This window comes from Actinosynnema sp. NPDC037264 (assembly GCF_055603705.1).
In genome coordinates this window covers 1-17886 of the sequence record NZ_JBVJVK010000103.1, presented here as the reverse complement: position 1 = coordinate 17886, position 17886 = coordinate 1, and the positions used below count along the sequence as shown (strand labels likewise).

Here is a 17886-nt window from a genome sequence, read left to right as displayed (position 1 = left end):
GAGAGGGGGGAGGAACACCGCGGTGTGGGAAGGGGCCGCGGCGGGGGGAGGCGCTGGGGCGATCCGCCCCACTTTCCCTGGAACAGCAAAGGGGGGGGGGGGGGGGGGGGGGGGGGGGGTCCCCCCCCCCCCCCCCAAGACCCGCGCCCGGCTGCGCAAGATCATCCCACCGACAACGGCGGTGAGTTCCCCGGCGCAGTGCGACGTGGAGGTCCCGACGACGCTGCCGCACGGCTGCCGGGTCGTGGAGCTGGTGTACGCGCCCCGGACGACCGCGACCGCCACCGTGCTCGGTGACTACACCGGTCAGGCGAGCCTGATCAAGGTGTGGGAGTCCGGTGCCACCGTTCGGGAGACGGGTCTCGGTCGGTACGCCTACGACACGCTGGGACGGCTGCGCGAGGTGTGGGATCCGCGGCTCAGCCCGGCGCTCAAGACCAAGTACGAGTACGACTCCGGGCGGATCAGTCGCCTGACGCCGCCGGGTGAGCTGCCGTGGACGTTCTACTACGGCCGCGCCGGCAACGACGACACGGCCGGTGACGGGATGCTGCTCGCGGTGTCCCGCCCGGCGCTGGAACCCGGCACGAAGAACGAGGTCGAGGGCGACGCCCTGACCACGCTCGTCTACGACGTCCCGGTGAGCGGCCAGGAGGCGCCACACGACATGGCGGAGTTGTCGGTCGCCGCCTGGGCGCAGCGCGACGCGCCCACCGACGCGACGGCGATCTTCCCGGCGGACCAGGTGCCGGGCAGCCACACCGGGCGTGACAACCTCGGCGCCGGCGACTACCGGCGCGCCACCGTGCACTACCTCAACCCCGATGCCCGGGAGGTCAACGAGATCCAGCCCGGCGGGCACACCAGCACGACCGAGCACGACGAGTACGGCAACGTGGTGCGCACCTTGTCCGCTGCCAACCGGCAACTCGCACTGGGCGACGGTGCTCGGTCGACCCACCTGGGCATGGCGGACAAGTCCCCCGCGGAGCGAGCGGCGTTGCTGTCGACCACCACGGTCTACGAGGCCGACGGGCAGCGCAAGACGCACGAGTACGGCCCGCTGCACGTGATCCAGTTGGCGAACGCAGTGCCGGCGACCGGCGGTGTGCCGGTGCTGCCCGTGGGCAGCCGCGTGCCGGCACGCACGCACAAGGCGGTCTTCTACGACGAGGGCCGGCCGGCGGACGGCAGCGCGAAGGTCGAGAACAAGGAGACCCGGGAGGTGACCGGAGCCGCGATCACCGGCTACCCGGTCGACGCCGACCAGCGAACGCGTACGACCGAGTACGACTGGACGAACGGGCTGGAGACCAGGACCGTGCAGGACCCGGGTGGTCTGGCACTGGCGACGACCACGGTCCACGACCCGCAGGGCCGTCCGATCGAGTCGAGCCTGCCCGCGTCGAGTGGCAACGACGCCGCCACGACCGTCACCACCTACTACTCCGCGGCCGTCGGCGGTCACTGCGGCGGCCGGCCGGAGTGGGCGGGCATGATCTGCCGGGTCGAGCCGAAGGCACCCATCACCGGTGGCGGCGCGAACCCGTCCGACGGGGTCGTCAAGACCACGACCTACGCGGCGAACGGCCTGGTGGACCAGACGATCGAGTCGGCAGGCGGCGTCTCCCGCGTCACCAGCACCACCTACGACCCTGCGGGCCGCAAGGTGACGGTGACGGTCACCGGTGGCCTGGGGGCACCCGTGCCCGCGGTCACCACCGAGTACGACCCGGCGACCGGAAGGGTCGCTCGAACGGTGGGCTCGGACGGTGCCGCGGTTGCCGTGGGTTATGACGCCCTCGGTCGGGTTCTGACGTACACGGACGCCGATGGCGGCCGCACGACGTACCACAACGACGCGCTGAACCGCCCGGTGAAGGTCACGAACACCGTGCCGTCGGAGGTCACGTACGAGTACGACACCACGAGAGAACCGCGTGGACTGGCTGTGGGGATGACGGACTCGATAGCCGGCACCTTCACCGCGACGTACGGTCCGGGCGGGGAGATCGTCGAGCAGAAGATGCCGTCAGGCGTGATCATGCGCGATACCGTCGACGAGACCGGCGTGTCGGTACGGCGCAGCTACACCGCCGCGAACAGCGTGGTCCTGCTCGACAGCACGTCGAGCAACTCGGTGCACAACCAGGTGCTGACGCAGGCTGATCTGTCCACACAGGACTTCCAGTACGACGCCGTGGGTCGCTTGGTCCGCGCGGACGACACGTGCGTCACCCGGTCGTACGGGTACGACAGGAACTCCAACCGCACGTCGAAGCAGACCACGACCTGCCAGGGGGGAAACACGGTCGAGGCGCACGCGTACGACACGAAAGACCGGTTGGTGGACGAAGGCCACGGCTACGACGCCTTCGGTCGAACGGTGACGATGACAGGCGGGGCGGGCCGCCTGACCTACTACGTGAACGACCGAATCCACACCCAAGCCGTCGGTGGTGCGGAGCAAACCTGGACGATGGACGCCACCTCCCGCGTCCGCTCCACCGCTCTGGAAGGCGGCTGGACCCGGATCAACCACTACGGAACCGAACACGACACCCCGGACTGGATAGTGGAGGATCGGTCGACGAACGCGCTGACCCGCAACGTCAAGGGCCTGGACAACGACCTGGCGGCAACGACCTCGGCGTCCGGCGACGTGCAGCTCCAGCTGACCGACCTGCACGGCGACATCACGGTGGTCTACGATCCGGCGACCGCGACTGCCACGACCCGGGCCACGGACGAGTTCGGCGTCCCCCGGCAGGGCCAGGCGCCCACGAGGTACGGCTGGTTGGGCGCCGCCCAGAGATCGTCCGAAACCCTGGACGGCATGATGGTGATGGGTGTGCGCCTGTACAACCCCGCGACAGGCCGCTTCCTCCAAGTCGACGCGGTCGCCAACGGCAACGTCAACAGCTATGACTACTGCGTGGGCGACCCGAACAACTGCAGTGACACCAGCGGCTACAACCCCAACTGCGAGTGGAGATGGGGGATGAAGATGTGTGGTCGCATCATCAACCTGACCCCGTTGCCGATCCTGGTGGCGAAGGATTGGGGAACCAAGAGCCCGACCAAGTGGCTGTGGCCCGGGGGCAGGACGACGTGGGGCCAGGATTGGGATGGTGTGAAGGTTTTCGCCTGGGGACGGGTGTACGGAGTGTGGATCGCGCCATGGAGGTGGTTCCACATACGCAACTCGCCACGGTGGTTGCCGGCCATCATCTACTGAACTGATCGCGATGACCGCCCCGATCCCCCTGTCCTGGGGGAATCCGGGCGGTCGTCGGATCGCACAGGACGGCAAGGTGTGCGTGGCCGTTGGCGAAGGTGAGGTCGGCGCTGCTCGCGAACGGGGCACAAGCCGCTCGGCCTCGCCGACGACCTCCGGAGCGTGTGGGCCTACGGAGCGGGTCAGGCGATGGGGGAACGGCTCGGGGTGCTGCCGAGGCCGTCGCCGGCGCGCGGGTTGGGCAAGGCGCGGGACGTGCTCGTCCGGGGGCTGCGCTACGGCGCAGCCGGTGTCGCGCTGTACGCGGCGTTCCGGTCCTGTCCGCCGCGCGTGCGGCCACCCCGCGCGAACGGGCCGGGAGGTGAGAGCGCTCATCTGAGACCTGGACGGGACGCTGGTGAAGACCGGGAACGTCGTCCTCGACGAGGACGTCGAGATGTTGCGCCACGTGCGCGACAGCGGTGTCCGGACCACGCTGATCACCGGCCGCCCTTCGCGGGCCCTGTCCGACGTCCCCGCGGAACCCCTGTTGCTCTTCGCGAAGGTCCTCACGTCCAACGGCGCTTCGGTGGTTACCGGCGGTCGGGTGCGGATCATCGCTCCGCTCGACCGGGGCCAAGGGCTCGAGTGCGTTACGGCGCTCCGCGCGGTCGATCCGACGGTGGCGTGCGCCACGGAGCTCGAGACGACCTTCGGGTACGAGCGGGGGTACGCCTGGTGGCCGGCCACCGACACCGAGCCCGGTGCGGTGTGCGCCGACATCGCCGCCCTGTTCCACCTCGGCCGGCCCGCGACGCGGTTGCTGTGCCGGAGCGGGACGCGGAGCGCGGCGGAACTGGCCCGCACGGCCGAGGCCGTCGACTCTCGCCTCACCGCGCCGCGGTCCGCCATAGTTCCGGCACCGGTCGATCCCCGAGCCGCAACCGGACGCTGCGTGCGCCGTCCTCTGTGGAGTCGTGCGCGAGTTCCGCGGGGAGGTGTGGGATGTCGCGGTAGGTCAGCACCACCTCCGCGGGCAGGTCGGCGTGGGCGCGCAGCTCGGCGAGGTCGCCGTCGAACGCCGCCGAACCGTCCTTGATGATGACGACGCGATCGCTGAGCGCTTCGACGTCCTTCATGTCGTGGCTGGTCAGCACGATCGTGGTGCCGAACGTCCGGTTGATCTCGCGGAAGAGGTCCCGCACGACCACCTTCGCCTCGACGTCCAGGCCGATCGTCGGTTCGTCGGCGAACAGCAGCATCGGCCGGTGGAGCAGGGCCAGGGCGAGCTCGCAGCGCATGCGCTGCCCGAGCGAGAGGTGGCGGACCGGTGTGTCGAGGATGTCCGTGATGCCCAGCAGGTCGCCGAGCTGCACCACCGTCGCCGCGAAGTCGTCGCGGGAGATCTCGTACATGCTCCGGTGGATCCTGAGCGACTCGCGGGTGGACACGTCCCACCACAGCATCGCCTTCTGGCCGAAGATCACCGAGATCCGGGACAGGAACGAGTACGACCGGTCCGCGGGCCGCTCACCGCACACTTCCAGGTCGCCCTCGGTCGGCACCAGGAGCCCGCACAGCATCTTGACGAGAGTGGTCTTGCCCGCCCCGTTGCGCCCGAGCAGGCCGACGATCTCGCCCCGTCCGACGGTCAGGTCGACGCCGTGGACGGCCCGCACGCTCGTGAGCTCGCGGCGGAAGAGGCTGCGGACGGCGCCCGACAGCCCTTGTGGTTGCCGGTGGAACTCGTAGGTCTTCCCCAGGTTCTGCGCCTTGATGACCGGTTCGGTCGCTGAAGAACGCGTGCGCAAGGTGAACTCCTCGCCGATCGCGCAGGGCAAGGGGATCGGCAGACGTCCACGCTTGGCGCTCCAGCCCTGAGGAGCAGGTGACACTGTAGCGCCGTCCTCGTCCGGGCCGGTGGATCCGGACCGGACGTCAGCCGGTGGGGCGAACCGCCGACGGCGTCACCCCGGGCTCGTCACCATCAGTCGAGGTCGTCGTCCTCGTCGTCGACCTCGGTGTCCCGGTTCGGCAGCACGGTGGCCAGGTAGGAGCGCAGCGCGGCGGTGGTGCCCACGTCACGGCCCGCGTTCTCGGACAGGAACCAGCGGTGGACCAGGACCTCGTGGAACAGCTCCGCCGGGGCCAGGACGCCGAGCAGGTCGGGCGGCACGGCGGCGACCACCGGGTCGTAGACCTCGTTGCGCCACAGGTGGCCGGCGGTCGTCTCGGGCACGGGCGCGCCGTCGCGCTGCTCCAGGTAGGCGCGGAACGAGCGCAGGTCGTTGAGCAGGCGCCTGGCCTGCCCCTCCTGCACCTCCAGGCCGGTGAGCTTGAACAGCTCGCGGCGGCTCTGGCCGATCTCGGCGACCCGGATGTCCACCCGCAGCCGCGCGCCGCTGTCCGAGGTGACCAGCTCGACCTCGTCGACGTCGAAGCCGAGGTCGTTGAGCCGGCGCAGGCGTTCGGCGACCCGGTAGCGCTGCTCGTCGAGCTGGAAGAACTCCTCGCGGGTCACCTCCTCCCACAGCGCGGCGTACCGGCGGGGCACGCTGTCGGCGACCTCGATCGGGTCGATGTCCGACGGCAGCAGGCCGCCGGCCTCGAGGTCCATCAGCTCGCCGCCGATGCGCTCACGGGCCAGGTCCACGTCGTAGGTCCGCTGGCCGGCGGACAGCTCCGGGTGTCGCTCGACGGTCTCGGCGTCGACCAGGTAGGCGGCCAGGTTGCCCGCGTCCAGCCGGAACAACGTGTTCGACAGCGAGCAGTCGCCCCAGAACGTGCCGGACAGGTGCAGCCGGACCAGCAGCCCGACCAGCACGTCCACCAGGCGGTCCGCCGAGTGCTCGACGCGCGGGCTGGAGAACAGGTAGCGGTAGGACATCGAGTGGTCGAGGTAGCGGGTGACCAGGATGGCCTGCTGGTCGTCCGGGCGGTCGACGCACAGCCCGAGCACCGACACCGAGGGCATGCCCTCCCGCTCCAGGTCGCCGAGGATCGAGTACTCGTGCCGGGCCAGCGACTCGGCGATCTCCTTGAGCGCGTACACGCGGCCCTCGCTGGCCACGAACCGCACGACGTGCCGCGAGATACCGCGTTGGGGGACGGTCAGCAGCAGCTTCTCGTCCCACTCCTCCAGGGGCTGGGCCCAGGGCAGCGAGAGCAGTCCACCGGCCTCGCTGGCGGGTGGGCGGAAGAGGAATCGCATGTGCTCCCCGTGGCTGGTGCGCGGACGAGGCTGAAACTACCTCGTCACGGCGCCGTCGAGCCACGCGATGTGTCCTGGTCGTCACGATCAAGAAGGCGCTCGGCGGTTCGGCGAGGCGGATACTGCCGGGTGTGGACGCTGCCGGGGTGGGACCCATTGACGGACGGACGCGGGTCGGGCTGGTGGGGGTCGGCACCATCGCCCGGACGCACCTGGAGGTGCTCGCGGAACGGCCCGAGGTGGACCTGGTGTTCACCGTCGACCCGCACGCCGGGCCGCCGGTGTTCCGGGGCGCGACCCCCGCGCACTACCGCGACCTCGACGACGCGTTGGCGGCGCACCGACCGCACCTGGTGGTGATCGCCACGCCGGCGGACTCGCACGCCGACCTGGCCACGTCGGTGCTGACCGGCTCCGCCGCACGGGTGCTGGTGGAGAAGCCCTTGGCGCCGGACCTGGCGTCGGTGGACCGGCTGAGCGGCGTGGACGGCGCGCACGACCGGCTGTTCACCGCGCACCACTTCGCGTTCTCGCCCGAGGTGGAGTGGGCGGCGGAACTGGTGGCCGCGCACCCGGAGTGGGGGCCGGTCACCTCCATCACCTCGGCGTTCAACGACCCGTACGTGCTCAAGGGCGACCAGGCGTTCACGTCCTACCTCTCGGCGTGGACCGACTCGGGCATCAACCAGCTCACCGTGCTGGCCCGGTTCGTGCAGGTCAGCGTGGTGACGTCGCTGCGGGACGAGCGCACGAGCTGCTGGGCGGTGGCGTCGTTCCGGTCCCGCGGCGCGGTGGGCACGGCCCGGTTGCACACCAGCTGGCGCACCGGCGCGAGCAGCAAGTCCACCGCGTTGACCTGCGGTGACGTGGAGGTGTGGCTGGACCACACGGCGATGACCGCGTTCGCGTTCCGGGGCGGTGAGCTGCTGGCCGAGCACGGCGGCGACGGCCGGACCCCGCGCAAGGTCGCCCACTACCGCCCGCTGTACGCGAGCCTGCTGTCCGACCGGCCGGACCCGATCCTCGGTCTCACCACCGCCGCGACCCTGACCGGACTGCACGCCACCGCCGGCCGCCTCGGGCCGCGGACGCCCGCAGGCGTGCTGGACGACTTCGAGTGACCGCCGGCCGTCTACATTGGCCCGCATGATCTTCGGGATCGCGGCGCTCGTGCCCGCCCTGTTCTTCGTGATCGGCGTGATCCGGGACCGGCGGCGGCTCGGCAACGCCGTGTGGCTCGGTGTGACGCTGGTGTTCCTGCTGCTGTGGCTGGTGTTCCGGGCCTCGGCGAACGGTGGCTGGTCCGCCGTCGTCGTCGGCTACGCGTTCGTGGCCGTGCTGCTGGGGTTGGGTTTCGTGCTGCCGACCGCGTTGATCGCCAACGGCGTGCTCATGCTGCGCCGCGAGGGTTTCGGCCTGGCCAACCTGCTCTCGCTGCTCGCCGGCCTGGCGATCTTCGGGGTGGTGCTCGCGTTCGGCTTCGCCACCGCGCACACCGGGCCGGTGGTCGACGCGCTGATCGGGTCGCTGCTGATCGTCGCGGCCTACGTCGCGTTCCTGTTCGTCAGCCTGCTGCTGTACTCGATCGTGTACGGCAGCATCGGCCGCCGCACGGGCTTCGACGCGGTGATCGTGCTCGGGGCGGGCCTGATCGGCGACCGCGTGCCGCCGCTGCTGGCCGCACGGCTGGACCGCGGCCTGCACCTGTACCGCCGCGAGGTGGCTGCGGGCCGCACGCCGCTGCTCGTCGTCTCGGGCGGGCAGGGGCCGGACGAGGCGGTGTCCGAGGCCGCGGCGATGCGCGACTACCTGCTGCGCCGCGACGTGCCGGACGAGCTGATCGTGCTGGAGGACCGCGCGACGACGACCGAGCAGAACCTGGCGTACAGCGCGCGGCTGCTCGCCGAACGCGACTGGACCGGCCGGGCGGTCGCGGTGACCAACAACTTCCACGTCTTCCGCGCCGCCGTGCTGGCCCGCAGGCTGCGGCTGCGCATGCAGATCATCGGCGCCCCGACGGCGTGGTACTTCCTGCCCAGCGCGTTCCTGCGCGAGTTCGCCGCGCTGCTGGCCCAGAACCCGCTCGTCCACACCCTCACGTGCGGCCTGCTGGTCGGCCTGCACCTGCTGCTGGCCCTGTCCTGATCCCGCCCGGACGACCTCACGCCCGGACGGTGAGCGAGGCGAGCCCTGCGGCGGCGGTCGGCGTGCCCGGGTCGAGGTGAGCCCGGTTCCCGTGCGGTCGTCAGCGGACGTGGTCGGCGAACCAGGAGACGATCAGCTCGACGGTGTCGGCGAGCCCGGCCCGGTCCCACTCGTGCCCGACGCCGGGGTGCAGCACGAGCCGCGCCGGTTTGCCCAGCTCGCGCAGCCTGCCGTACATCCGCTCGGACTCCGCCGGGTCGACCCTGGTGTCGTTCTCGCCGTGCATGATCAGCACGGGCGCGGTGAGCCGGTCGGCGTGCTCGAGCGGGCTGCGCTCGGTGAGGACGGCCACGTCGGCCGGGTCGTCGGGATCGCCGATCCAGTCCACCGCCCGCTTGCGCCAGGTCGGCGGGAACGACCGGATGTCGTTGAGCAGGTCCGACGAGCCGCACTCGCTCACACCGGCCCGCCACAGGTGCGGCAGCCTGGTCAGGCACGACAGCGCGGCGAACCCGCCGTAGGACGCGCCGTGCACGCCCAGCCGGGCCGTGTCGGCCCACGGCACGTCGTCGAGCAGCCGCGCCGCCGCCTCCAGGTCGGCCAGGTCGCCGCCGCCCCAGTCGCGGTAGATCAGCCGCTGGTAGCGCATCCCGTAACCGGACGAACCCCGGATGTTGGGCGCGAGCACGCCGATCCCGCGTGCCAGCAGCGCCTGCACGAGCGGGTCGAACCCCGGCTTCGCCTGGAACTCCGGTCCGCCGTGGACGGTCACGACCACCGGCGCCGGGTGCTCCGCGCTCGCCGACGGCGGCCGGTAGAGCAGGCACGGCACGGTCTCGCCGTCGGCGCTCGTGGTGCGCACGATGGTCGGCGGCACGACCGCGCCCGGCAGCCGCGCCCCGCAGTCGGTGAGCCGCCGCGCCTCGTCCCGGTCCAGGTCCACCAGGAACAGGTCGGTCGCCGCGTCCGGCCGGGCGAGCTGCACCAGCAGCTCACCCGACGCGGTGAACCTCGGGGCGAAGCCGTCGAAGCCGAACTCGGCGACCGAGACCCCGCGTGGCAGCCCGGTGACGTCGGCGGGTGCTCCTCCGACGTCGGCCCACCTCAGCCGGGTGTAGCCGTCCTCGTTGACGCCCCACGCCAGCCGCGTGCCGTCCGGTGAGAGGGCGGCGCCCTCCACGTCGGCCTCCGGCGTGTCGATCCAGGTCAGCCCACCGTCCAGGGACAGCGTGGCGAGACCGAGGAAGTCACGGCCCTGCGTCGTGCACAGGTGGACGCCGGACGAGTCGGGCAGCCACGCGACCGGGTGGTACTTCGCCGGACCGTCGTGCGGGGTGAGCAGCCGGACCTCGTCGGTGGCGAGGTCGCACGCGAACAGGTCCTGCTCGGTGTTCTGGTGCAGCCGCAGCACGAGCAGCAGCCGTGCGTCGGGGGAGAAGCCCATCGGCAGGTAGCGGTCGTCGCCGCGCAGCACCATCCGCTCGTCGCCGGTGCGCAGGTCGCGCACCAGCACGTCGAACACCTCGCGGTCACGCGCGTTGCTCGCGTAGGCCAGCAGCGCCCCGTCCGGGCTGTAGGGCCGGCCGGTGCTGCCGTACGGCGTGCCGATCTCGCACCGCACGCCCTCCTCGGCGACCAGCCACACCACCTCGCCCGTGGCCGGGTCGACCTCGGCCAGCCGGTGGTCCTCGCCGCCGTCCGGGTCGGTCAGCACCAGCAGCCGCGCGCCGTCCGGCCGCCAGACGCACCGGCGGACCGACCCGGGCACCTCCACGTGACGCGGGGTGCCGCCCAGCGGCGACACCCACGGCTGCGGGCGGCCGGAGGCGTCGCTGACGCACACCACGGACCTGCCGTCCGGGCTCGGCTCGGCGCCGGTCAGCCACTCGAAGTCGGTCCAGGTCATCGCCCCGCCTCCGCGATCGCGTGCTGCACGGTGGCGGCGGCGACGATCCCGCGCCGGAACCAGCCCAGGTCCAGGTTCTCGTTGGGCGCGTGGTTGGCCTCGTCCACGTTGGCCAGCGGCACGCCGTAGCAGGGCACGTCCCACGCGTCGGTGAACGCGGCGATCGGCAGGCTGCCGCCGAGCGCCGGCACGAGCAGCGGCGGTTCGCCCAACCCGGCCTCCGCGCCGGCCAGGACCGCGTTCGTCCACCGGGTCTCCGGCAGCGTCCGGGAGGGCTGCATCGCCGCGCCCTCGACCAGGTCCACGTCCGGTGCGTGCACGGCCAGGTGGGCTCTGAGGGCGGCGAGCACCGCTTCCGCCCGTTGCCCGCCGACGAGCCGCATGTCGCACCGCGCCACCGCCCGGTTCGGGATGACGGTGCGGTGTTCCGGGGTGTCCTCGCAGCTCAACGAGTTGATCGTGAACGTGGGCGAGGCCAGCCGGCGGCTGTAGCCGAGGTCGGCGGGCGGTTCCATCGCGGTGACGCCGATGCCCGCGAGGGTGGCGGGCACGTCGACCGGCAGCCGGTCCAGCGCGTCGCGTTCACGGGGGCTCAGCGGGACGACGTCGTCGGTGACGCCGTCTACCAGGATCCGGCCGTCGGGCGAGCGCATGGTCGCCAGGGCGTGCACCAGCCGCCACGCGGGGTTCGGCGCGACACCGCCCCAGTTGCCGGAGTGCAGCACGCCGGACGCGCCCGTGGTCCGCAACTCGAACGTGACGACGCCGCGCACGCCGAGCACCACCGCGGCGCGGCCGGACTCGTGCACCGGGCCGTCGCTCCACACCACCAGGTCCGGCCGGTCGATCCCGCGCAGCACCGACGCCAGGTGCGGGCTGCCGATCTCCTCCTCGCCGTCGAGCAGCACGGTCACCCGGCACGGCAGGCCGCCGGTCAGCTCGCGCAACGCCCGCAGGCCGAGCAGCTGGGCCAGGTGCTGGCCCTTGTTGTCACCGGCGCCCCGGCCGTAGATCCGGCCGTCGCGGAAGTCGGGCGTGAACGGCGGGGTGACCCACTCGTGCGGCGGTCCGGGTGGCTGCACGTCGTAGTGGCCGTAGACCAGCACGTGCGGCGCGCCGGGCGGGCCGGGCGCGGCGCCCAGCAGGGCGGGCCAGCCGTCGGTCTGCCTGATCTCGGCCTGGAAGCCGGTGCGCCGCAGCAGTTCCGCGCCGTGCGCGGCGGCGTCCGCCATGCCTTCGCCCGTGCGGCTGATGCTCGGTCGGGCGACCCACCCGGCCAGTTCGGCCAGGAGTTCGCCGTCCCGTTCGCGCACCCACTCGCCGACCCGCCGCGCCAGTCCGTCCACGCCACACCCCTAGTGATTTCACGAAGTGCAATCGATAGCAGTGAACCAAACCACTGGCGGGCGCGGCAAGGACGGGTGGGTTAGCCTCTGCGGCGTGCCGGCCCCGCCTGATCACCCCGCCCGCGACGCGACGGTCGAGGAGCTGAAGGTGCTCGCGCACCCGCTGCGCTGGCGCATCCTGCGGTTGTGCTGGGACCGGGCGTTGACGAACAAGGAGCTGTCGGACCGGCTCGGCGTCGCGCCGGCGACCGTGCTGCGGCACGTGCGGGCGTTGGTGAAGCGGGACTTCCTGGCCGCCGAACCGGTGCGCAGCGGCACGCGCGGCGCGTTGGAACGGCCGTACCGGGCGACCGGCCGGACGTGGCGGCTGGGGTTGGTCGACGTCGAGGGCGAGGGCCTGGTCCAGCGGGTGGACCTGGCGATGCTCGCCGCGCACCGGGCCGAGGTGCTGGAGGCCGGGCCGGACGCCAACCGGGACAGCGCGAGGGGCGTGCTGCGCCTCGGCGCGGCGTCCCAGGCGGAGCTCAACGCCCGGTTGACCGCGCTGATCACCGAGTTCGTCGAGCGTGACGAGGCCGACGGCGAGCCGTTGAGCTACCTGTGGTCGCTGGTGGCGCGCCCCGGGTTCCGAGAGGGCTGAACGCCTCAGGTGGTGGTGTCGGAGCGCTCCCGCCCTCCAGTGCTCGAACCGGTGGCGGCAGCGGCTTGCGCACCGGAAGGTCCTCGACGTCGTCGAGCACCCGCAGTGGCGCTGTCCGCGCGGGATGGAGCCGACGCCGCCCTGCTCGACGTCGGCCCGGTCCGCTGTCCGAGCAGCACGCCGACCGGCACGAGCACGAGCCCCAGCACCTGGTGCGCGCCCAGCGACTCGTCCGCCACCAGCAGACCGAGCACGACCCCGGTGACCGGGTTCAGCAGGCCGATCAACCCCACCGTGCCCGCCTCCAGGTGGCGCAGGCCGGTGAACCAGGCGACGAACGCGACCGCCGTGGCGACGACGGACACGTACGCGAAGCCGAGCAGGGTGGCGCCGGTGAGCGGCGGGGGAGCGCCCTCGACCACGAGCGCGGGCCCGACGAGCACCGCGCCGCCCGCGACGAGCTGCCAGGACGTCATCGACAGCACATCCGCGCCCGCGCCCCAGCGCTTCGTCAGGACGTGCCCGAACGCGGACAGCGCCATCGCGGCGACCGACACCACGACCCCGAGGGGGTCGACGGCGTCCACGCCCGAGGCGAGCATGAGCACCACGCCGACGATGCCGGTGAGCGCGCCCAGCACCGCCCGGCCACGCGGCCGTTCACCGAGCAGCGGCCACGCCAGGGCGATCATCACGACCGGTGACGTGGCCATGATCGTCGAGGCCAGGCTCGTCGGCAGCAGCTGTGCGGCGAGGTAGACGAGCGCGAAGAACGCGCTCATGTTCACCGTGCCGAGCACCAGCGACCGCCACCACCACCGGCCACGAGGGCGTTCGCGGCACAGGAGGAGGAGCAGCACGCCGGCGGGGAGCGCGCGCAGCACCGCTCCCCACAGCGGGTGGCCGGCGGGCAGGAAGTGGTGCGTGACGTAGTACGTCGAGCCCCACGCGACCGGCGCGATCGCCGTGACCAGGCCCCACCGGATAGTTTCCACGGAAGACATTGTAGCTTCCGTGGAAGCTATGCTGTGGTGTCATGGAACTCGACCGCGTGGCCCGCATCCAGGCCGAGTGGGCCCGGGAACGGCCGGACCTCGACGTCACGCCCCAGGGCGTCATCGGCAGGCTGCACCGCCTCGCGGCCGTGCTGACCGAGCAGCTGGCCGTCGTGTACCGGCGGCACGGGCTCGGCGAGGGGGAGTTCGACGTGCTCGCCGCGTTGCGCCGGGCCGGCGCGCCCTACGAGCGCGCGCCGGGGGAGCTGGCCCAGCACACGATGGTGACCACGGGCGCGATCACCAAGCGCATCGACCGGCTGGAGCGCGACGGCCTGGTGACGCGCAGGCCGGGGCACGGCGACGCCAGGCGGCGCGTGGTCGCGTTGACCGAGGCGGGCAGGCGCGTGATCGACCAGGCGTTCACCGAGCACATGGCCAACGAGCGGCAGCTGCTCGACGCCCTCGACGCCGAGGACGCCGGGCGGTTGGAGCAGATCCTGACCACGTGGCTGGCCCGGTTCGAACCGCCGCGCTGACCGCCGCCGTGGTCCCGTCGTGCTCGCCGTCGTGGTCGCTGTCGTGCTCGCTGTCGTGCTCGCCGTCGTCCGCCCCGGTGGTTCGGCCGGTCGGTGGTCGGGCCGGTCGTTTGCGCGCACCCACGTCGGGTAGTCGGACGGCAACCGAAGTGGGTTTCCGCGAGGCAACGGGAGTCGACATGTCCAGACCCGGCACAGCGACGACACGCACACCGGTCCAACTGGCGGCGGCGGTGGTGGGCGCGGTGTTCCTCGTGGTCGGGATCGCCGGGTTCATCCCCGGCATCACCACCGACTACGACACGATCCAGTTCGCGGGGCACGAGTCGCAGGCGAAGCTCTTCGGCGTGTTCGCCGTGTCGATCCTGCACAACATCGTGCACCTGGCGTTCGGCGTCCTCGGGCTGGTGATGGCCAAGACGGCGCGCAACGCGTTCCTGTACCTCGTCGCGGGCGGCGTCGTCTACCTGCTGCTGTGGTTGTACGGGCTCCTCGTCGACCACGACAGCTCGGCCAACTTCGTGCCCGTCAACACCGCCGACAACTGGCTGCACCTGCTGCTGGGCCTCGGCATGATCGCGCTCGGCTTCGCGCTGGGCCGCTCGGCCCGTCCGGCTCGGGCCGACGGGACCGGGTGACCCGGGGGACGTGGCGAGCGTGACCCCCGAATCCGGGTCCGGGTCCGGGTCTTGGTTCGAGCCCGGACCTTGGTCCGAGTCCGAGTCCGAGTCCGGGTCCGGGTCCGGGTCCGGGTCCGGGTCCGGGTCCGGGTCCGAATCCGGGGCCGAGGACACGCCGACGCGTGGCCTCCAGCGGTACGTGCGGGCCGTCGCGGTCGAGCTGGGGTTGGCGGGCGAGTGCTGGCGCGCCAACCCCGGCCCGCCCGCGACGGCCTGCCTCGACGTGCACGGGAACCTGCCGTCGTTCCCGGGCCGCGACTTCGCCCTGCTGTGGGACGAGGAGTACGGCTGGGCCGCCGCCGTCCGCACCCGGCCGGCCGAGCAGCCGGTGGTGATCACCTACCGGGGCGGCGACGTCCTGCCGCCCGCGCCGGAGGTGGCTGCGTACGTGGCGGCGCTGAGGCGTGGCGACCACCCCGGCGACCCGAGGCCGATCCGGTTGCGCGCTTACGGCACGCCGGACGACCTGACCGACCGCCTGCGCACCTACCGGCCGTGAGCCGGCCACACCGCAACCTCCCCGCGCCCGCGCCGAGCTGTGCCCGTGCCGACCTGTGGCTGCGCCGAGCTGTGGCTGCGCCGAGCTGTGGTTGCGCCGAGCTGCGGGCGCGGATGCGGGTGCGGGCGTTCGGTCCCGGTGAGGGAACGGTGGGGCCGGGGTGGTGAGAGGCGCGGTCAGCCGTCGTTGAGGGAAGACTCCAGCGCCTCCGGTCGGCCGGTGGCCTGGCGGTACACGCGGACAGTCTCGGCGGCGATCCTGGTCGTGCTGTACCTGGCCTCGACCCGGTCTGTGGCGGCGATGCCGTAGGCGTCGCGGCGGGCGTCGTCGGAGAGCAGGGGCCGCAGCGCGCGGGCCAGCGCCCGTGGGTCGTCCGGTGGCACGAGGAGACCCGTGACGCCGTCCACGACGATGTCCGTCGCCCCGCCGACGTTCGCGGCCACCACCGGCACGCCGCACGCCATGGCCTCCAGCGGTGTCACGGCGGCGCAGTCCGACCCGGCGCAGACCACCACGTCGGCGGACCTCAGCAACGCGGGCATCGCCACCTGCGGCACGCGGCCGACCAGCCGGACCCGGTCGCCGACGCCCGACGCGCGCGAGTGCTCCCGCAGCCGACGCACCTCCTCCGCCCGACCGCCCACGACCACCAGCTCCGTCTCCCACACCGACCGCAACGCCGTGATCACGTCCTCGGCCCCGACCACCGGCGAGACCAGCCGGTGCCGCAACGGCCGGTTCAACCGCGGCCCGTCCGGCTTGAACCGCTCGACGTCCACCCCGGGAGGCACGACGGCCAGCCGCGCTCGCGGCACACCCATGTGCACCAAGTGCGCCTTCTCGTCCGTGCACAGCGCCACGACCCGGCTCGCCTCGCGCCCGATCAGCCGCTCGGTGGACAGCCGCGCCTCCGGCACGCCCTCGTCGCCCGCCTGCTGGGCCACCACGCCCAACGAGTGGAACGTCTGCACCACCGGCACGTCGAGACCGTTGGCCGCCAGCACCGACGCCACGCCCGACGTCCAGTAGTGGGCGTGCACGACGTCCGGCGGGTCGGCCCGCCACTGCGAGCGCAGGAACCGGGTGAACTCGTCCAGGTGAGGCAACAACTCGTCCGGGTGAACCGGGCTCGGCGGCCCCGCGGTCACGTGCACCACGTCGTAACCGAGCCGGGTGCGCACCACGTCGGGCGGTCGAGGGGAGTCACGTCGGGTGTGCACGACGACCTCGTGCCCGTCCGCGACCAGTGCCGCCGAGAGATCGGCGACGTGGACGTCCTGACCGCCCTCCTCGGCATCGCCGAGCACGGGCAACGGGTTCGCGTGCGCCGAGACGACCGCGATTCTCATGGGGTTCCTCCAGCCGATAAAACGGCTCGCGCCAGTCCAAGGCTGTCGTCTCAACCCGGATCGCACGCTACAAGCAACCACCGACCCCTGCCACTCAGCGCGACCACGTCCGGGTGGTGGTGGGGCTGCCGGTGATGTTGACGGTGACGTTTGACGGTGATGTCGAAGGTGATGTCGACGGTGGTGCGGTTGGCGGCGTGGTTGGCGGGTATGGCACAGGACGACCGACCGACAGAGGAGGGGCCATGGCCACCGGGGAGACCGGATTCGACGACGTCAGCTACGACCTGATCTCCGTGCAGTACCACGCGCTCAAGGCGGGCCACGACTACGGCCAGTACGTCCGGGACGCGGAGAACGCGGGCAAGCAGGAGATCGCCACCTTCTTCCGCTGCGTCATGGAGGAGGACTCGGCGCGCGCCAAGCAGTGCCACGAGTTCCTCAAGGAGTTGGCCGCGAGCGGTGACGCGGGTCCGGCCCTGACCTGAGCCGGAACCGGACGGAGTTGATGCGGGCCGGCGTTGATGCGGGCCGGAGTTGACGTGTGGCCGGAGTTGATGTGGGGCCAGGGTTGATGTGAGGCCAGGGTTGATCGCTGCCGGGCTGAGCCGGCGGGTAGTAGGTTCCGCGCCATGCGGGTAGTCGTGCTGTCGGACACCCACGCGCCCCGGCGGTGGAAGTCCTGTCCCCCGGAAGTGGCGAAACACCTGCGCCACGCGGATGTCATCCTGCACGCCGGTGACGTCTGCGTGGCGTCGGTGTTGGACGAGTTGGCGCAGTACGCGCCGGTGATAGCGGTGTGCGGCAACAACGACGGGCCGGACGTGGTCGAGTGGGGCGCGCCCGAGACGGTGGAGGTCGAGCTCGCCGGGCTGCGCGTGGCGATGATCCACGACAGCGGCCAGGCGACCGGACGGGTTGCCCGAATGCGCCGCCGGTTCCCGGAGGCGGACCTGGTGGTGTTCGGCCACTCCCACATTCCGATGGATGTCACCGGTGAGGGTGGTGCCGGTGCCGGTGGCGGGGGTGGTGCGGGTGGTTTGAGGGTGTTCAACCCGGGTTCACCGACGGACCGCCGTCGTCAGCCGCACGGGACGATCGGGTTGCTCGACATCGAGGACGGGGAGTTGGTGTCGGCGCGGATCGTGCCGGTGACGTGAGGTGACGTGACGTGAGGTGGGGGGCGACGGGTGCCGGGTCGGTGGGGGTGGGCCGGTGGGGTCGGGTTGGCGCGGTTGGGTGGGTGGCGGTTGGGTTGGGTGGTTGGGTTGGGCGGGGCGGTGGTGGTCTCGTTCGGCTCGATTTGACATGGGGCCCTTACGGGCACCCCAGGCAGGCCAAAGCCGGGCAGGCCTGGCG

15 protein-coding genes and 1 pseudogene are annotated in these 17886 nt (G+C 72.2%); 10 read left to right on the top strand and 6 right to left on the bottom strand.

Annotated features, from left to right (window positions below; all coding sequences use genetic code 11):
* Positions 1-205 precede the first annotated feature (205 nt).
* Together ACZ7GX_RS44230 and ACZ7GX_RS44225 are read left to right on the top strand one after the other, a co-directional pair.
* Positions 206-3238, top strand: a complete 3033-nt coding sequence (locus ACZ7GX_RS44230) for an RHS repeat domain-containing protein (protein ID WP_498786655.1) — start codon at positions 206-208, stop codon at positions 3236-3238.
* A gap of 382 nt (positions 3239-3620) precedes the next feature.
* A pseudogene (locus ACZ7GX_RS44225) lies at positions 3621-3881 on the top strand (HAD hydrolase family protein); the annotation flags it as partial.
* Positions 3882-4107: 226 nt separating this feature from the next.
* Here the strand turns inward: ACZ7GX_RS44225 and ACZ7GX_RS44220 are convergent.
* Positions 4108-5028, bottom strand: a complete 921-nt coding sequence (locus ACZ7GX_RS44220) for an ABC transporter ATP-binding protein (protein ID WP_498786654.1) — start codon at positions 5026-5028, stop codon at positions 4108-4110.
* A gap of 176 nt (positions 5029-5204) precedes the next feature.
* A complete protein-coding gene (locus ACZ7GX_RS44215) occupies positions 5205-6428 on the bottom strand; it encodes a DUF4032 domain-containing protein (RefSeq protein ID WP_498786653.1) in 1224 nt (407 codons plus the stop codon).
* Between the two features lie 146 nt (positions 6429-6574).
* On the opposite strand from ACZ7GX_RS44215, the gene ACZ7GX_RS44210 reads away from it, so the two are divergent.
* Positions 6575-7549 carry a Gfo/Idh/MocA family protein gene (locus tag ACZ7GX_RS44210; protein WP_498786652.1) on the top strand — a complete coding sequence of 325 codons (975 nt, stop codon included), beginning with the start codon at positions 6575-6577 and terminating at the stop codon, positions 7547-7549.
* A 25-nt stretch (positions 7550-7574) separates the two neighbouring features.
* On the top strand, positions 7575-8573 hold the full coding sequence (locus tag ACZ7GX_RS44205) for a YdcF family protein (protein ID WP_498786650.1): 999 nt from the start codon (positions 7575-7577) through the stop codon (positions 8571-8573).
* A 100-nt stretch (positions 8574-8673) separates the two neighbouring features.
* Here the strand turns inward: ACZ7GX_RS44205 and ACZ7GX_RS44200 are convergent, their stop codons facing one another.
* Positions 8674-10479 (bottom strand): S9 family peptidase, encoded by a 1806-nt coding sequence (locus tag ACZ7GX_RS44200; protein WP_498786648.1) that lies wholly within the window; start codon positions 10477-10479, stop codon positions 8674-8676.
* Complete coding sequence (locus ACZ7GX_RS44195; RefSeq protein WP_498786646.1) at positions 10476-11825, bottom strand: M20/M25/M40 family metallo-hydrolase; 1350 nt, start codon at positions 11823-11825, stop codon at positions 10476-10478. The genes ACZ7GX_RS44200 and ACZ7GX_RS44195 overlap by 4 nt, the downstream gene beginning before the upstream one ends.
* Before the next feature lie 94 nt (positions 11826-11919).
* Here ACZ7GX_RS44195 and ACZ7GX_RS44190 point away from each other — a divergent pair, with 94 nt between their 5' ends.
* Positions 11920-12465, top strand: coding sequence for an ArsR/SmtB family transcription factor (locus tag ACZ7GX_RS44190; protein WP_498786644.1), 546 nt, complete (start codon positions 11920-11922; stop codon positions 12463-12465).
* Positions 12466-12470: 5 nt separating this feature from the next.
* On the opposite strand, the gene ACZ7GX_RS44185 is transcribed toward ACZ7GX_RS44190, so the two are convergent.
* The gene (locus tag ACZ7GX_RS44185) at positions 12471-13469 is read right to left on the bottom strand and encodes a DMT family transporter (protein WP_498786642.1); all 999 of its coding nucleotides are present in this window, start codon (positions 13467-13469) and stop codon (positions 12471-12473) included.
* A gap of 32 nt (positions 13470-13501) precedes the next feature.
* Here ACZ7GX_RS44185 and ACZ7GX_RS44180 point away from each other — a divergent pair, with 32 nt between their 5' ends.
* The 3 genes from ACZ7GX_RS44180 (at position 13502) to ACZ7GX_RS44170 (ending at position 15178) form a co-directional block, all read left to right on the top strand.
* Positions 13502-13999, top strand: a complete 498-nt coding sequence (locus tag ACZ7GX_RS44180; RefSeq protein ID WP_498786640.1) for a MarR family winged helix-turn-helix transcriptional regulator — start codon at positions 13502-13504, stop codon at positions 13997-13999.
* A gap of 179 nt (positions 14000-14178) precedes the next feature.
* A complete protein-coding gene (locus tag ACZ7GX_RS44175; protein WP_498786638.1) occupies positions 14179-14637 on the top strand; it encodes a DUF4383 domain-containing protein in 459 nt (152 codons plus the stop codon).
* Positions 14638-14818: 181 nt separating this feature from the next.
* Positions 14819-15178 carry a DUF6292 family protein gene (locus tag ACZ7GX_RS44170; RefSeq protein ID WP_498786636.1) on the top strand — a complete coding sequence of 120 codons (360 nt, stop codon included), beginning with the start codon at positions 14819-14821 and terminating at the stop codon, positions 15176-15178.
* Between the two features lie 176 nt (positions 15179-15354).
* On the opposite strand, the gene ACZ7GX_RS44165 is transcribed toward ACZ7GX_RS44170, so the two are convergent.
* Positions 15355-16527: a glycosyltransferase gene (locus ACZ7GX_RS44165; RefSeq protein ID WP_498786634.1), complete on the bottom strand. Its 1173-nt coding sequence runs from the start codon at positions 16525-16527 to the stop codon at positions 15355-15357.
* Positions 16528-16772: 245 nt separating this feature from the next.
* Here ACZ7GX_RS44165 and ACZ7GX_RS44160 point away from each other — a divergent pair, with 245 nt between their 5' ends.
* Together ACZ7GX_RS44160 and ACZ7GX_RS44155 are read left to right on the top strand one after the other, a co-directional pair.
* Positions 16773-17015 (top strand): acyl carrier protein, encoded by a 243-nt coding sequence (locus ACZ7GX_RS44160; RefSeq protein ID WP_498786632.1) that lies wholly within the window; start codon positions 16773-16775, stop codon positions 17013-17015.
* Positions 17016-17159: 144 nt separating this feature from the next.
* The gene (locus tag ACZ7GX_RS44155) at positions 17160-17687 is read left to right on the top strand and encodes a metallophosphoesterase family protein (protein WP_498786630.1); all 528 of its coding nucleotides are present in this window, start codon (positions 17160-17162) and stop codon (positions 17685-17687) included.
* The last annotated feature ends 199 nt before the right edge of the window (positions 17688-17886 follow it).

What these genes read in the sequence shown, in the direction of transcription:
- ACZ7GX_RS44215 (WP_498786653.1), bottom strand. Translation starts at nt 6,428, where the DNA reads ATGCGATTCCTCTTCCGCCCACCCGCCAGCGAGGCCGGTGGACTGCTC.
- ACZ7GX_RS44205 (WP_498786650.1), top strand. Translation starts at nt 7,575, where the DNA reads ATGATCTTCGGGATCGCGGCGCTCGTGCCCGCCCTGTTCTTCGTGATC.
- ACZ7GX_RS44200 (WP_498786648.1), bottom strand. Translation starts at nt 10,479, where the DNA reads ATGACCTGGACCGACTTCGAGTGGCTGACCGGCGCCGAGCCGAGCCCG.
- ACZ7GX_RS44185 (WP_498786642.1), bottom strand. Translation starts at nt 13,469, where the DNA reads ATGTCTTCCGTGGAAACTATCCGGTGGGGCCTGGTCACGGCGATCGCG.
- ACZ7GX_RS44180 (WP_498786640.1), top strand. Translation starts at nt 13,502, where the DNA reads ATGGAACTCGACCGCGTGGCCCGCATCCAGGCCGAGTGGGCCCGGGAA.
- ACZ7GX_RS44175 (WP_498786638.1), top strand. Translation starts at nt 14,179, where the DNA reads ATGTCCAGACCCGGCACAGCGACGACACGCACACCGGTCCAACTGGCG.
- ACZ7GX_RS44165 (WP_498786634.1), bottom strand. Translation starts at nt 16,527, where the DNA reads ATGAGAATCGCGGTCGTCTCGGCGCACGCGAACCCGTTGCCCGTGCTC.
- ACZ7GX_RS44160 (WP_498786632.1), top strand. Translation starts at nt 16,773, where the DNA reads ATGGCCACCGGGGAGACCGGATTCGACGACGTCAGCTACGACCTGATC.
- ACZ7GX_RS44155 (WP_498786630.1), top strand. Translation starts at nt 17,160, where the DNA reads ATGCGGGTAGTCGTGCTGTCGGACACCCACGCGCCCCGGCGGTGGAAG.